Annotated in this window: 12 protein-coding genes and 1 pseudogene; 6 read left to right on the top strand and 7 right to left on the bottom strand. The window is 46.1% G+C overall.

Going from position 1 to position 14,015, the window contains the following annotated elements; genetic code table 11:
- On the top strand, nt 1-270 hold a 270-nt coding region (locus H6F50_RS15585), incomplete at its 5' end, for a ribbon-helix-helix domain-containing protein (RefSeq protein ID WP_190429394.1).
- 82 nt (nt 271-352) lie between these two features.
- Here H6F50_RS15585 and H6F50_RS27980 read toward each other — a convergent pair.
- The 7 genes and pseudogenes from H6F50_RS27980 to H6F50_RS27635 all read right to left on the bottom strand — a co-directional run bounded on the left by H6F50_RS27980 (nt 353) and on the right by H6F50_RS27635 (nt 9,026).
- Nucleotides 353-854: pseudogene (locus H6F50_RS27980) on the bottom strand (anthrone oxygenase family protein).
- Nucleotides 855-916: 62 nt separating this feature from the next.
- The gene (locus H6F50_RS15595; RefSeq protein ID WP_190429395.1) at nt 917-1,165 is read right to left on the bottom strand and encodes a hypothetical protein; all 249 of its coding nucleotides are present in this window, start codon (nt 1,163-1,165) and stop codon (nt 917-919) included.
- A gap of 1,282 nt (nt 1,166-2,447) precedes the next feature.
- The gene (locus H6F50_RS15605; protein ID WP_190429396.1) at nt 2,448-3,239 is read right to left on the bottom strand and encodes a peptidylprolyl isomerase; all 792 of its coding nucleotides are present in this window, start codon (nt 3,237-3,239) and stop codon (nt 2,448-2,450) included.
- A 70-nt stretch (nt 3,240-3,309) separates the two neighbouring features.
- Nucleotides 3,310-4,881 (bottom strand): HlyD family efflux transporter periplasmic adaptor subunit, encoded by a 1,572-nt coding sequence (locus H6F50_RS15610; RefSeq protein WP_190429397.1) that lies wholly within the window; start codon nt 4,879-4,881, stop codon nt 3,310-3,312.
- A gap of 99 nt (nt 4,882-4,980) precedes the next feature.
- Entirely contained in the window at nt 4,981-8,091 is a 3,111-nt protein-coding gene (locus H6F50_RS15615) for a peptidase domain-containing ABC transporter (protein WP_190429398.1), read from the bottom strand.
- A gap of 27 nt (nt 8,092-8,118) precedes the next feature.
- Nucleotides 8,119-8,679 (bottom strand): helix-turn-helix domain-containing protein, encoded by a 561-nt coding sequence (locus H6F50_RS15620; RefSeq protein ID WP_190429399.1) that lies wholly within the window; start codon nt 8,677-8,679, stop codon nt 8,119-8,121.
- A gap of 215 nt (nt 8,680-8,894) precedes the next feature.
- Nucleotides 8,895-9,026, bottom strand: coding sequence for a hypothetical protein (locus tag H6F50_RS27635; protein WP_277879352.1), 132 nt, complete (start codon nt 9,024-9,026; stop codon nt 8,895-8,897).
- 223 nt (nt 9,027-9,249) lie between these two features.
- On the opposite strand from H6F50_RS27635, the gene H6F50_RS15625 reads away from it, so the two are divergent.
- The 5 genes from H6F50_RS15625 to H6F50_RS15645 all read left to right on the top strand — a co-directional run bounded on the left by H6F50_RS15625 (nt 9,250) and on the right by H6F50_RS15645 (nt 13,794).
- Nucleotides 9,250-9,426, top strand: coding sequence for a hypothetical protein (locus tag H6F50_RS15625; protein ID WP_190429400.1), 177 nt, complete (start codon nt 9,250-9,252; stop codon nt 9,424-9,426).
- A gap of 509 nt (nt 9,427-9,935) precedes the next feature.
- Nucleotides 9,936-10,232 (top strand): hypothetical protein, encoded by a 297-nt coding sequence (locus H6F50_RS15630; protein WP_190429401.1) that lies wholly within the window; start codon nt 9,936-9,938, stop codon nt 10,230-10,232.
- Between the two features lie 237 nt (nt 10,233-10,469).
- Nucleotides 10,470-11,651 (top strand): aminoglycoside phosphotransferase family protein, encoded by a 1,182-nt coding sequence (locus tag H6F50_RS15635; RefSeq protein ID WP_190429402.1) that lies wholly within the window; start codon nt 10,470-10,472, stop codon nt 11,649-11,651.
- Nucleotides 11,652-11,677: 26 nt separating this feature from the next.
- The gene (locus H6F50_RS15640) at nt 11,678-12,781 is read left to right on the top strand and encodes a T3SS effector HopA1 family protein (protein ID WP_190429403.1); all 1,104 of its coding nucleotides are present in this window, start codon (nt 11,678-11,680) and stop codon (nt 12,779-12,781) included.
- Nucleotides 12,778-13,794, top strand: a complete 1,017-nt coding sequence (locus H6F50_RS15645) for an aldo/keto reductase (protein ID WP_190429404.1) — start codon at nt 12,778-12,780, stop codon at nt 13,792-13,794. The genes H6F50_RS15640 and H6F50_RS15645 overlap by 4 nt, the downstream gene beginning before the upstream one ends.
- Nucleotides 13,795-14,015: the final 221 nt, after the last annotated feature.

Below are 14,015 nucleotides of genomic sequence, written 5' to 3' on the forward strand. Positions count from 1 at the left end.
GCTGACAAATTTATCTTTGGTGAACCAGAGCCTGAATCAGTAGATGAAAAACTGTCTTCTTCCCCACCCGTTCCAGAACCTGGAGGGCTGCTGGAAAAATTACAAAAAGAGGAATCACCCAAAGAGCGACCCATTAGAGTTAGTCTAGACCTCTCGCCAGAAATGCACCGCCGTCTTACCAATCTTGCCAATCGCACTGGTAGGAAGAAATCTGAAGTGCTGCGAATTCTACTGGCTGAGGCTTTGGCAGAAGTTGAAGGGGGAGATTGAGTTGTGCCTATTGGGATAGCGATCGCGCCGCAGGCGATGGCATCGCGCGATCGCACTTTACTTGATTGGGGATTTACGAATTCTACGATCGCGCCGCAGGGTAACAGAGCGCGATGGTAAGCGATGCCACTGCTGCCAGTGCTGCCGCTCGAATGTGGTTCCAGGATGTCCAGTTGGCAAGGTAGCTAGCCCAAAGGTTCTTGCTATCAGTGCTGTCTGGCTCGACCTTCGGCAGCGCTTCGTTCAGCGGTACGTTGAAGACAATTGTTACACCTAATGTGCCAACGAGATAAAGTAGGCTGCCGAGGAGCAGGTAAGATGCACCGGGTTGATGCCACTTTAAAAGCGAGGAGACAGATAATAAAGATACAAGCCGCAGCCGTTCCTAAGAGCGCTGCCATAAATACGGATCGATCACCGTTGTATTGATGGCTTGCATAGCGGCAATGCTCTGTGTCGGTTGGAGCCGAGCCAGGGCGTTCATCACGAAGGTCGAAAAGGCGAAGAAGACTCCGGCTATCAGCCCACAGCCTAGGGCTGCGAAAAAACTTCAATGCAATAAGTAAGTAGTCAACAGTTGCCATAAAGCTGGAGTGCAGATTACTGCATGATGATAATGTTGGGCCGCGGCTTGCGGCAATTGTCCTCAGTTCTGGCAGAAACTGCGCCAACCAACTGCGACACTATGCTGAAGATAAGAGAGCGCGATCGCTGCCAGATCAGTCCTCGCAATCCTTTTGTAGTGTCTGCCGTGCATCCCACAGGATCGCATAGCGATCGCTGTCTCGACTTCCGGCTCCCTACCGGGTGAAGCTTGATTTCGGAGCGCCGAAATCAAGAGGGCGATCGCTGTCTCAATTTTCAACCCCTGCCAAACCGGAAGAACTGTGGGCACAGAGGGAACAAGGTTTGTTAATGGGGGAGTATAGTGAAGCAGTTACCAGGGGCAAAGTAGCGCTTAAATTCCCACCTCATGTCCCTTGTGGCAGTTTTTCCTCCAACTGATTGACACCGCACCTGCGGAACGAAGCGCTCAGTTAATGCTTTTTTTGACCTTTCTTATAAGGTTGTCCGCAATAGGAACAGAAGCGACGCTGGAGAGACATAATCGGCTCATTAGACCTCTTACGAAATTAAGATGATGCGGTTAATTTGAGTTCGTAATTACACTACATTTATTAATTGCCTGATGACACATAGATTAAAAAATGGGTTATGACACATGGTAAAACTGGTTTTGAGGCAGGTTATATCAACTTCAAGAATCTGTCTTATAAACGGTCGTTCATGGTACTGTACCCACACATAGCGATCGCATCTACAAGCGTCCAAAACAGAATTTGATAAGCTTTGGACAACAAAGAAATTCTGATTTTCGTGAAGACAGTGCGGAAATTATGAGGTTGATAGAGTAAAACCAAAATAGTGGTTTTAAAGTTCTAGAGTCTACGAATGTTGAGCGATCGCCTGCTCCAAGATACCTCATGGCGCAACTTTGAGCGCCTTCTCTCATTCCAGTAGCGTCCAGCAATTTCTTCTTTGGATATGGCTTTGGCTTACCTTAGTGCAACATACTCAAAGATGTTAAATGGGTTCTATATGGCTGGTTTGCTCGTCAGCTAACTTTATTACACTCAAGTCGTCTGACACGGTGCCCAGAGGAGAAATAGGACAGATTACGGTGTTGGGCAAAGGTGAAAAGACCTGCACATTTTATTACCAGTGAGGCTTTGGACACAACTGCAACAGCTAAGGGTTGATTCCAGTGCTAGTGACCCCGTGTTTCGCTCCAAAAATAGTAGATCCCTCGATCGCACCAGAACTTTCCGAATTGTCAAGGCATCTACTCAAAGGGCTGGGAACGAATAATGCTAGTCCGCATTGGTTGAGGCATGCCCACGCTTCTCATAGTCTCAATCGCGGCTCTCCACTACATCTAACGCAGCACACCTTGAAACACTCCCGGATTGGGACGACCGAGCGCTACCTTCATGTCAGACTTAATGACAGTTCTGCCATGTATCTACCTAAGTGAAATGTTAGAAAAATTATAGACATTGCACATTGATTTTCTAATCAGTTTTGCAGATGGTCTAGCGCCCTGAAAAACATATTCTGGGGTGAGGATGAGGAATGTCAGATAAACCCTCCCTTCTCGGACATTTTTTTCGTATTAGTCATAGACCAGCTTTAACCAGAAGTTGAACATCTGGATTAGAACCATTGCCATTTGAGTTAAGCTCAATTTCAATTTCAAATTGCTCAATTTGTCCCTTTAACCATTCAGAAAACAAATCGGAGAGAATTTTGTAGCGAATTAGCTCATCTAATCGTGGCTGAATGAGTTCCTCAACCCAAATTAAGTGTGAGCCTTTAGATGTCACTATTGGTCTGAGAATCTGGGGTCCGGTGGCGGCAAAGACGGCAGCAGAAATCTCTGGCTTCAGAGCTTTCCGGCTCAGCGTTCCCCGATATCCCCCAGTGCGGCGTAGCTCCGTATCCTGGATGTATTGGTGAGCCACAGAGGGAAAACTGATCTCGCCTTCTGCGATCGCATAAAAGAGTTCCATAGCCAGGTCTTGATCGTCGAGGACTACTTCATACATGACAACCTGAGCGTAATCAAGCTGATGTTCAACAAAAAAGGGTTCGACTTTAGCGGCAAAGAGATGTTGAGCCAATTTCGAGGAGACGACAGTGGCATAGACCGATTCTTCAAACTCATCTAGGGACAAACTATGTTTTTGCAGCCACAGCCAGGTATCGTCAGTACGCCGGAGATTGTTGATTAATCGGATGTTGTCTGCTGCTTGCTGAAGTTCTTCAGGCTCTACTTTAATACCTACCTCTTGGGCTGTAGATGTAAGAATCTTACGAGTAGCGATGCCTTCAATAACAGAAGGAATTTGGCAAGATAGCTTGATTTGATAAAGAATCTCTTCACGGGAAACGGTAAGAACTTTTGACATGATAGTACTCCTAGTACGAGAGGTTAAAACAAACAGTCAAGATGTACAAATGTGAAAGTAAACGGCTGCTCTACAGTTCCAGTCCGCCTTTTTGCAGCTTCTTAAATGGATCGAGGATGAAATCAATGAGGCGACGCTGCCGGACAATTACCTCGGCTGTCGCTGTTTGACCTGGGTTCAGAACTACACGTTTGTTTTGGGTTTGGATATAAGTCTTTTCGAGGGCGATTTCCAGTTCAAAAGTTTCTAGCTGTCCTTGCGCTGTTTGCATCGGTTTGGAGTCTGGGGAAATCCAGCGCAGGTGGCCTTGCACCACTCCATAGTCTTGGAAGGGATAAGCATCAAACTTCAGCTTGACAGGCATTCCCTGACGCAGGAATCCACTCTCTGGGATGGGCATCTGTGCCTTAAATACGAGGACTGCTCCCTTTGGTGCAATCTGAGCAATCATCTGACCGGGTTGTACCACAGTCCCAGCACGTTGGATAGGCAACTGAAAAATGGTGCCCTCAGTCGGTGCTCGGAACACTCGTTGCTCTAACTGAAATTTCAAGGATTGAATCTGGCTTTTGCTCTCTTGAATTTCGGCTTGGAGGGAAGTGATTTGTGTTTGCAAGTCTTTAAGCTGTTGTTCACTTTTAAGTACAGCCAATTTACCTATCTGAATAAGGCTCTGATAGCCACTCTGTTGCTCTTTCAAGCGAGACTCAGCTTGGCGTATCTCAGCTAAGGCTTGATGAATAGTTCTCTGATAGCTGCCCCGTTGCTCTTTCAGGCGGGATTCAGCTTGACGTATCTCGGCTAAGGCTGCGGAGCGTAACCGTCGGCTCTCCTCTGCCGACCGTTCCATTTCAACAACCTTGACTTGTGGAACGACACCTTCCTGCCAGAGTTTGCGGTAGCGTTGGACTTCTACCCTGTCCTTGGCAAAACGGCTGTCTGCTAGGATATGGGCAGTTTGCGTCGCACTAAGATTCGCCCTTGCCTGCTCGACTTGAGCCTGTTTTTCTTCTTGTAAGCTATAGGCAGTCTTGTTAGCACTGAGGTTCTGCCTTGCCTGCTCGACTTGAGCCTGTTTTTCTAATTCTTGAGCCACGTTCTGCTGCTGCTGGGCGCTAATCGCGATCGCCAATTGGTTTTTCATCACCTCCAACTGCGCTAGGCGATTTAGTTGACCTTCCAGTTTCATCTGAGCCTGTTGAAAATCGGTGCGGAGTACATTAGACTCCAGTTCTATCAGAACCTGTCCTGCTTTTACGGTTTGGCCTTCCTTTACTCTCACTTGAGTAACGGTTCCAGCAGCCGGGGCATCTAATCTTTGCGTTGCGCCTTTTGGTTCCAGTCGCCCTCTGGCGCTACCCGTCTCATCGACTTTGGACAGCATTGCCCAAGGTAAGACGATACCAGCAAATACAACCAACAGATACAGCAATCCTCGCGTCCAAACTCTTGGCAAGCTATCAATGAGTTCCTGGGTCAAGGAAGACCAATCATTGCCAAGAAATTCAGATGATTTTGATGGAGTCTCAGGCGGTGTCCTCTTAGGGGTGGTGAGGTCTAGAAGCTCCTCAGATAAATCTTGGTCTTTGCGATAATGACCGTTCTGACTGAACTGGTCTTGTGTACTAAATGTATTTGGCATAGTTGCTTATAATTGCTCTCAATGAATGACAGCAGTAGCTCTCTCACCCAGAATTGGGATAAAGCAAAACATCTGAAAAACTTGAAGCAGCGATTTTTTTCAACCTGCAACAGCAAGTTGCTGCTGGTTAAGGTAGAAGTAGTGACCGCGCTTGGTCATTAATTCATCGTGGGTACCACTTTCAACTAAGACGCCTCTATCTAGTACCAGAATTTTGTGAGCATTACGTACTGTGGAGAGGCGATGAGCAATCACCAGCGTTGTCCTGTCTTGGAGAATTGTGCTGAGGTTGGTCTGGATAATTCGTTCAGATTCAGCGTCAAGGCTGCTGGTGGCTTCATCTAGAATCAGTAATCGGGGATTCCCTAGAAGGGCGCGGGCGATCGCAAGGCGCTGTCGTTGTCCACCAGACAGCATTCCTCCCCCCTCACCGATTTGCGTTTCGTAGCCCATTGGCAGTTCTTTAATAAATGGATGCGCTCCTGCTTGTTGGGCTGTTTCGATAATTTCTTCCAGGGTGGCTTCTGGATGACCTACACTAATGTTTTCGCGAATCGTACCGCCAAACAGAAAGGTATCCTGGTCAACCACACCAATCTGCTGTCGTAGCGATCGCAATGACAAACTCGTAACATCATAGCCGTCAATCAATATCTTCCCTTCTGTGGGCGGATACAGTCCCAAAAGTAGCTTGGAAATTGTCGTCTTACCAGAACCACTGCGCCCAACTAGCGCTATCATTTGCCCTGGCTGCACTTGAAAACTAACGTTTTCCAGCGTGTTGACATCGCTTTCTGGGTGGTAACGGAAAGTAACTTTATCAAAGTGAATGTAGCCATGAATGGGTGGTAAAGATTGACGAGTTGACGATTGCAAATCCTCTTCTGGTTCAGCATCAATCACATCGTTGATGCGTTCAACTGCAATCAGCACTTCTTGTAACTCATTCCACAGTACAATTAGTCGCTGGAAGGGACGAATCACATTGCCAAGCAACATATTGAAAGCGACTAATTGTCCAATAGTCAGCTCGTTCTGAATCACTAGCCACGCTCCAAACCACAGTAAACTTGTGCTTACTATTGCTTCGATCGTTGAGCTAAAAATGGCAAGCGTGTTGCCAATTACCTGCCCAGAAAAAGTCTTTTTAATCGACTTGCCAAATAGTTCCTCCCAATGCCAGCGCACGCTCATTTCAACCGCCATAGATTTGATCGTGCGGATGCCAGTTAGGGATTGGATGAGGTACCCAGTCTCTTCATTATGGGCACTAAAAATCTCGCGGGAGACACGCTGCAAGAATGGTGTAGCAATTAGCGCCAGCAATGCAAACGGTGGCACAATTACCAACACGAGCAGTGCCATCTTCCAGCTATACCAGAACATCAAGCCTACATAGACGAACACTGTCAGTAAATCGAGAACGATGGACAGTGCTTCACCTGTTAGAAAGCGTTGAATCTTACGATTTTCTTGAACGCGGGAAATAATATCTCCAACGTAACGAGACTCAAAATAATTCAGGGGTAAGCGGAAGGTATGGCTAATAAACCCGACAATGAGTGCTAAATCGACTCGGTTAGCTGTATGGTCTAAAAGGTATTGCCGCAGTCCAGTCATGGCGACCCGGAAGAGGCTAAAGATGAGCAAGCCCAAACCTACAGCCGTTAAGGTGAGATTACTGCGCTGCACGACCACTCGGTCTAACAACAATTGAGTAAACAGCGGCGTAATCAGTCCGAAAATCTGAAGCAGGACTGAAGCGATGAACACTTCCAGCAATACTAACCTGTGAGGTTTTGCTAATTCAAAGAACTGCCAGAAAGGAGTAGTGGTCTCTTTAGTTTCTTTGAGTAAGGCGGTGGGTTGTAATAACAATGCATAGCCAGTCCAACCCGCTTTAAATTGTGCATGAGTGAGGGTACGCTGACCGATCGCAGGGTCTGCAACGATAACGCGATCGCGTGTGACTTTGTAGACGACGATGTAATGTTTACCTTCCCAGTGGACAATGGCAGGTAGGCTTTGTTGTCCAAGTTTGTCGAGGCTGGCTTTTACAGGTCGGGTCGAAAACCCAATACTTTCGGCGGCGGCGGCTAAACCTCGTAGTGATGCGCCATTGCGGTCAACGTTGGCAATGTCTCGCAGTCGATTGACGCTGAAGCGCTTACCCCAGTAACGACTCACCATCACCAGGCAAGCTGCACCGCAGTCAGAGGCGCTTTGCTGTTGAAAGTACGGATAGCGTCGGGCGATGCGCTGCCATAAGTGACCGATTTTTACGGTTGGGTTTGGGAAGTAAGCCTTATTGATTTTTTTCTCGGACTCTGGGGATTTTAGATTTTGGCTCCTCCCCGAACTCCGGGGGGGTAAGGGGGGGTTGGATTTTGGATGGGGAAATTTCTCTATCTCCCCATCTCCCCATCTCCCCATCTCCCCATCTCCCACTGGCGGTGTGTCAGAGTTAGTGAGTTCAGCCAGTTGTGGCAAGTTAGCGAGTGCTGTTTCCCAATGAGAACGTCCCAGACTGTAGAGTTGGGTTGGTTGAGTCACCTGCCAACCACGTTCCTTGGGTAACTGCGAACAAACGTAAATATTTCCAGCAGTTAGCCTCAGTCCTGATGGGTGCAGCAGTTCCCCTTGACGCAGTAGCATTAGCTGCTGTTCTTCTAAGAGTGAAGTTGGCAGTTTACCGATTTGCAGATTGTGCAGCTCCAGCAGTGGTAGTGTCTGCATTACCCCTTCGTAAGGAGCATTGCCAAGGGGAGGAGTTTGGCGACATAACAGCAGCAAATCCCAAAGGACTGCTTGGTGATGAAGATGCTGTCCAATAGAGGGATGCTTGCGAATTAGCGATCGCAAACAATCTCCCGGAATGTAGCAAAGTTTGAGATTTACAGAAGCTCTAGCAGCGTAAGGCTGAAAGTGTTCTTCTGGAAACAGGGTTAGCTCACCGAATGATGCACCTACGCCTATGGAAGCAATTAAGTTATCAGTGCGGTCAAGCAGTCTGACTTTACCTGCCAGGATGATATAGATGCCAATAGTCGCGTCTGCTGTCTGCCAGAATGGTTTGCCTGCACTTGGCTGTAGAATTTCAAGAAGCTTGCAGCAGTTTGAGAGTTCCTGCTCTGAAAGAGGTTGACCCAAGGTTTGGGCGAGGTGTTGACCTAGCTGTTGGGTTGAAAATTCTGATGATTTCTGAACCATGACTTGCACAGAAGTTTAACGGCAGAATTAGTTACTGGTCTTGATGAGATTGAACGACCACAGGAAATTAGGATCGGGGGAAGACTGTAGGTCGCGAATGGTAATGTTGGAGTCCTTTGTGCCATCCGTACCTAACTGTGCGCTCTCGCATTTTTGTCGGGTGGAAAGCCCCATCTCCTTGAGCAGACGGTTAATATGGCAAGCGCTAACCTTAATATCTAGTTCTTTTGCCAGATGCTTGCTTAACCATTGCGCTGTCCAGCGTTGAAATGAATAGTCATATTCACGCGGGCTATGGCTCACGAGTTCTTTCAAGCGAGCGAGATATTGCTCGTTAACTGTCTTGGGGCGTCCCATCGAGTGGTCGTTCCAGCGATGAGCCTGACCTGTCTGTGCCATGACTATCCAGTACCGTGCCATTTCTTGAGAACACCCTAAGGCTTTGCAGATTTGGGCTTGAGATTGACCTGTATCTGCTAACAGCATGATTTCAATACGACGACGGTACTCTGGACGTAAATCAGCTTGCAGGCTCTTTAGCAAAAGCTTGTGCTGAAAAGGTGTTAAGTACTGACCTTGCTTTTCCACAGCTATTCCTCCTTGTAGAACTTCACTAGATATGTGGAATCAGTTCTCTTATTTCTCCAAAGTCTTTTCCTGTCTAGGTTGAGCGTGCCTTAGCTTGAAGTTCATCTGGATGATCCTTGGATGACGATTGAGAATTTGGGTTTGATTGCCAAGATGCTCCGAAGCGAACTTCTGTTTACTTCTCGGACTCAAAAACCCAGGAATTCTGCGAACTGTTACAAAAGTTCACAATAAACGTGTGAACGGTCAGAAGTGTCGCTTTTCAGGCGGTGGTGCTGTGACAGGGGAGGAGTGGCGATCGCTTGTGACCATAACTCCAGATGCATCGCTTCAGTGTCAGAGTCCATGAAACGGAGTAGTTCAGCGGGTCACTGCACTTTATTTTTGAAGACAAAAGCGCATTTCTTTTTAAATATGAAAGATTTGAATAATGGAAACATAACTCCTGTAGCTATGTTTATAAAAGCAGATTTAACCACTTGCTTTTCTAAATTTAGTCTCACAATACTGAAGTAAGATTAGACAATGTAAAGCTAACTTCCTTCCAAACAACTTCATCTAAGAGAAAAAATGGCTACTATTGCAATTTATGAGCTGCGTCCTGCTGGTTACGACTTATTTTCGGATTCTGAAAGCTTCATGAACAATTTGTCTGAAGAAGAACTCAGCGTGCAGGCAGGGAGATGGACAAATCCCTGGTTGAGTCCTTTGTATTCACTTGCCAGCCCTCCAATTCTTTCCATATAGTTTTTTTCTGACGCGCTCAAGTTTGATGTAGAGCAGGCTCTCATTGTTTTTAACTACCTTAATGATTATTGTGACTTAGCCAATCTGTACGTAAGGGAGAATATTTTCCTAAGTGCGATCACGTTGTAACTAGTGATCGTTCTTCAGGTTGCTACTCAGTCTAACCTGCTTCAAGCTTGAAGCAGGTTTTTATTTGGGAATTTTTAAAGAATTGATTTTGAGCAAAACTCCTTATATAAAGATTTCTCTGAAAGCAGTGACGCTCTACCTTTTGATACTTCCGTATATACTATAACGCTACAATTTTACCCGTTCCAAGCTAGAATAGCCGCAGCATCTCCATTTTTAAATAGAAAAAGTTAGTAATGAAAACATAATTCCTTTAGTTATGCATATATAAGCCATTCCAAAGCATTGAAATAATAGATTAAATCTCAGAAGATTGAAATGTGATTAGGAAATACACAGCTAATCTGATTCAAAACAACTTCATCTAAGAGGAAAAAACAATGACAACTATCAAAATTTCTGAGCTGAAACCTGCTGGTTACGATCTTTTATCCGACTCCGAAAGTTACATGAATCAGCTAGGTAACAATGAGCTAGATTCCGTTTCTGGAGGAGACAAACCCTTTAACGATGTGGGAGATTATGTTGGCTATGGTCTTTTGTGGACAGCTGGAGCTATGTCTGTTGTTAGCGCAGTAGGTCTATCTTTTGCCTCACCAGCAGCACCTGGGGCTTTAATTGCCTCTGGCGCAGGTTTAGCAACGTTTGCTGCTGCTAGTGCAGCAGCATACGATTAAGCCTGAGGCTCTAGAACAATTAAGGAATGAGCTGGTAATTAAATCCTTGAGGGAATGATCTTGCTAGCTCATTTAGGTGACTTTGAGTGAGATTGCAATCTCACAAGCTATTAAATGCACGTCAAAAGTAGCATTTACTATCCAAGGTGTGTGCTACTTTTGTTTATTTACTTCGGCAATTCGCAGACTCAAAGCTTCAGGTATTGTGCAACTTAGAATTCAGAGGATTTTTCATTCATGACATTTATTTTAAACACTAAAAATGTCTTCAGCTATTTGATTGAGCAGAAGATATGCAACCGTGAAGAACAAGACTTGAGACAACCCAAACTAAAGCCTGCGAGAAATTTTAATTTATTACTCAATTTGCAAGATGAACGTAAACTTCTAATAAAACAAGAACGTCGTGATCGTGAAGGAAAAACGACGGGAGAATTTTTGCAAGAATGGCAAGTTCAAGAGTTTTTAAAACGATTTTCAGAGCTTAGGTACATTCGCTTATTCTTCCCAGAAGTAGTCCATTTTGACGTGAATGATTCAATTATTGTGTTCAACTACCTTGATGAATATCACGACCTTGCTGAGTTCTATGCGAAGGAGAATAGTTTTCTAGTTGAAATTGCTGCCTCAGTTGGAGCGATTCTGGCTACAATCCATCGCTCCACCTTAGACCGCCAGGAGTACCAGGACTTCTTCTCTCAAAATTCCGAAGGTGTAAATATTCACCAAGCTCCTAAAGTTAGTCGTGGGTTGGAACGGATTGGTCCTGAAGTTTTTGGTCTAGTTCCCGCAGATGGTCTCAAATTCTTTGCTCTCTATCAACGCTATGACAGTCTTGGAAAAGCGATCAAAGAGCTAAGAGATAACTTCGAGCCATGTTGTCTCACACACAATGACCTGAAGCTGAACAACATCCTCCTGCACAAAGATTGGGAGCAAATCCTCTCCAAAACATATCAATCAAGTGACAGCATAGTTCGGCTGATTGATTGGGAACGCTCCAGCTGGGGAGACCCGGCATTTGACCTGGGAATGTTGATAGCCAGCTATCTACAAATCTGGCTAAGCAGCTTGGTTATCAGTAAGTCTATCGATATCGAAGAATCTTTGCGTCTTGCGATGACTCCGCTCGATCAACTCCAACCTTCCATCGCTGCGCTTACGAGGGCTTATCTTGGCAACTTTCCAGAAATTCTAGAGCACCGCCCTGACTTTTTGAGACGAGTTGTACAGTTTTCTGGTCTTGCCTTAATTCAACAAATCCAGGCAATGCTCCAATACCAAAAATCCTTTGGTAATACGGGTATCTGTATGCTTCAAGTTGCCAAAACTTTGCTATGCCGTCCGGAGCAATCAATCCCGACTGTTTTTGGAGTAGCAGAATCTGAACTCACTCACCTCAGCCGTTCTCTTGCTTAAGTAGTTTTAGTTGTACCCAAACCATTATGCAATTACTAGATTCTCCTCAAAGTCAACTGCTAGCTTCTGCGCCGGATCGAGTGCTGGATTCTCTTCAAGATATTGCCAATCATGTTCAAATCCAGTCCAACTTCTGTATTAGCCATCCAGCTTACAAACCCTTTGAAATTCCTGCTGAGGTAGTAACTCGTTTTCAACAAATACCTTTGGAACTTCAGAATAAGTATCAGAGTTTACAACTGCAAAGTTTTCTCTACGGCATCTATTACAACGGCTCGATGCAAGCTGCCCTTGCACCGGATGCAAGTTCAGCTGACCTAGCACTTCATCAGAATTTAGAGAACAATACGTTCCTGGGGGTAGATATGGAGTTTTACGATCGCCTACATAAAAGCAATACCGGAGAAGGCTACTTTGACCCAGGTTGGCAGGTGTTGCGGCAGGAACCTGATGGTAGTCTTGCCGTGACAAAGGGCGGTTTAACTCTGCACATTGAGCGCGAACAACATCTACAACTAGCTGAACAATCCGCCGCCGTAGGCGACTCGGTCGCTATTCGGAGGCCCCGTAATTTAGTTCAAAACGGGTTCTACATGGCGGTAAGCAATGCGGGGCCAGATACTCATCCTCAGACAGTGAGAGTCTACTTTAATTTAAGCCCTGAAGGTGCGGTTGCCGTTATGGAACGCCTAACGCGGCAACTAAATGAAATCAAAATTCCCTTTACCTGTAAGGTGCTATACAACCCTTCTGACTACGGGCGCTATGACTCAGGGGTTCTCTACTTTGAGAAAAGTAACTATGAAACAGTCCGGCAAGTGCTTCAGACTGTATATGCGGAAAACCAATTGCATTTTCGGACGGAAGTACCCCTGTTCACAAAGTTACTTGCGCCTGGACTTGCTCTAGCAGAAGAACCAGATTGCAAATTTGCTGCTGTAGAGAGTTTTGGAATGAACCGCTGCCAAATTGTTGCCAATGGCTTGCTGGAAGCTCGGCAAAACGGTGATGAATCTCCAGAAAGTCGAATGGTATCTATCCATCAACATTTCTCCCTCCTAGGGATTGACTGGCAGCGTTCCTACCTCAATGCCAACTCTGAAGATATCTACACGCCATTAGACCTATGAAACTAACCGATCTCGCGCCGCCTAACGTAGTCTCAGCAAGCGAAGTCAGTCATGCAGCCGATAAATTTCCAGAGTCCGATTTGCCGTTTTATCGCAAACTGGGGCGGACTGATTTAACGGTTAGCTGTCTCGGCTTGGGCGGCGGTGGTGGCATCTCCAGTGAAGATACCCTTTACGCTTTTGACAGGGGGATTAACTACTTCTTCTACTCCAGTGACCTGCACCACTATATCTACAGTCCCATGTCTGGAGCGCTACGGCAGCTATGTGGACGTGGCTCCTCGGTACGCGAGAAAGTGGTGCTGGCAACCGTGACTTACATCAAAAGTCCAGAGATGGCGATCGCCGCTCTATTAGATCAGTTCGTGGAACTAGGGATTGACTACATTGATGTGTTGTTCTGGGGCTGGATTGGTTCCAATGATGGGCAAGCTTTAGAGGATTGCTTGCAGCTTGCCCCCGATTTGAGAGGCGCTAATAGCGTTTATCAACGCACCATCGAAAGAATGTTTGGCACCTCAGAACGTCTCAAGAAAATGGGAGCTGTTCGCTACATCGGCGCTTCGTTCCACGATATCAATCTAGCTCAACAGTGGTCGCATAGCCCCTTGTTAGATGTTGTGATGGTCAGACACAATGTCGCTCATCGGTCTGCCCAGAGCCAGGTGTTCAATCAGCTAGATGCCCAAGACCCGCAGCGACCGGGTATCGTCACGTTCAAGTCTACAGGTTCTCACACAGGAGCGTTATGGAATGCCCCTGATGGTCTACCGAAAGCGTGCTGGCGACCTACTGTTCCCGATTTATACCGCTACTCCTTAAGTCAGAACTGTGTCGATATTTGCTTAACAGGTTTGACTCGGCGGGAAGAAGTTGATGCCGCGATATCTGGCGTTCAGCAAGGCAAACTCACGACTGCTGAACTTGACTACCTCAACCTTTACGGCGATTTACATCGTAACAAGCTCAAAATCCAAGAAGTTTCACCTGAGCGACTACTTTACCGAATTTAGGGAGCAATGCCAGCACAATAAACTACTCACTGAGGAGAATACACGCCATGAAATAAAGTTTGGAAAAAACTGACACAGCTCGCACGCAATCTAAATAACTTTACTTAGCGGGACTTAAACAGATTTCAAGCCCAAATAAAACCCAAAGCAGCTTTATAGGCTGAGAATACATCTCGATTAGCGTTCACCCACTCCATAAAACGGAAAGACATCGCTGTCCG

The organism is Coleofasciculus sp. FACHB-712, assembly GCF_014695635.1.
Lineage (GTDB): Bacteria > Cyanobacteriota > Cyanobacteriia > Cyanobacteriales > FACHB-T130 > FACHB-T130.

Bases quoted from the DNA above. Each gene is read 5' to 3' on its own strand.
- H6F50_RS15625 (WP_190429400.1), top strand. From the start codon at position 9,250: ATGGCTACTATTGCAATTTATGAGCTGCGTCCTGCTGGTTACGACTTA.
- H6F50_RS15630 (WP_190429401.1), top strand. From the start codon at position 9,936: ATGACAACTATCAAAATTTCTGAGCTGAAACCTGCTGGTTACGATCTT.
- H6F50_RS27635 (WP_277879352.1), bottom strand. From the start codon at position 9,026: ATGGACTCTGACACTGAAGCGATGCATCTGGAGTTATGGTCACAAGCG.
- H6F50_RS15610 (WP_190429397.1), bottom strand. From the start codon at position 4,881: ATGCCAAATACATTTAGTACACAAGACCAGTTCAGTCAGAACGGTCAT.
- H6F50_RS15645 (WP_190429404.1), top strand. From the start codon at position 12,778: ATGAAACTAACCGATCTCGCGCCGCCTAACGTAGTCTCAGCAAGCGAA.
- H6F50_RS15640 (WP_190429403.1), top strand. From the start codon at position 11,678: ATGCAATTACTAGATTCTCCTCAAAGTCAACTGCTAGCTTCTGCGCCG.
- H6F50_RS15605 (WP_190429396.1), bottom strand. From the start codon at position 3,239: ATGTCAAAAGTTCTTACCGTTTCCCGTGAAGAGATTCTTTATCAAATC.
- H6F50_RS15635 (WP_190429402.1), top strand. From the start codon at position 10,470: ATGACATTTATTTTAAACACTAAAAATGTCTTCAGCTATTTGATTGAG.
- H6F50_RS15615 (WP_190429398.1), bottom strand. From the start codon at position 8,091: ATGGTTCAGAAATCATCAGAATTTTCAACCCAACAGCTAGGTCAACAC.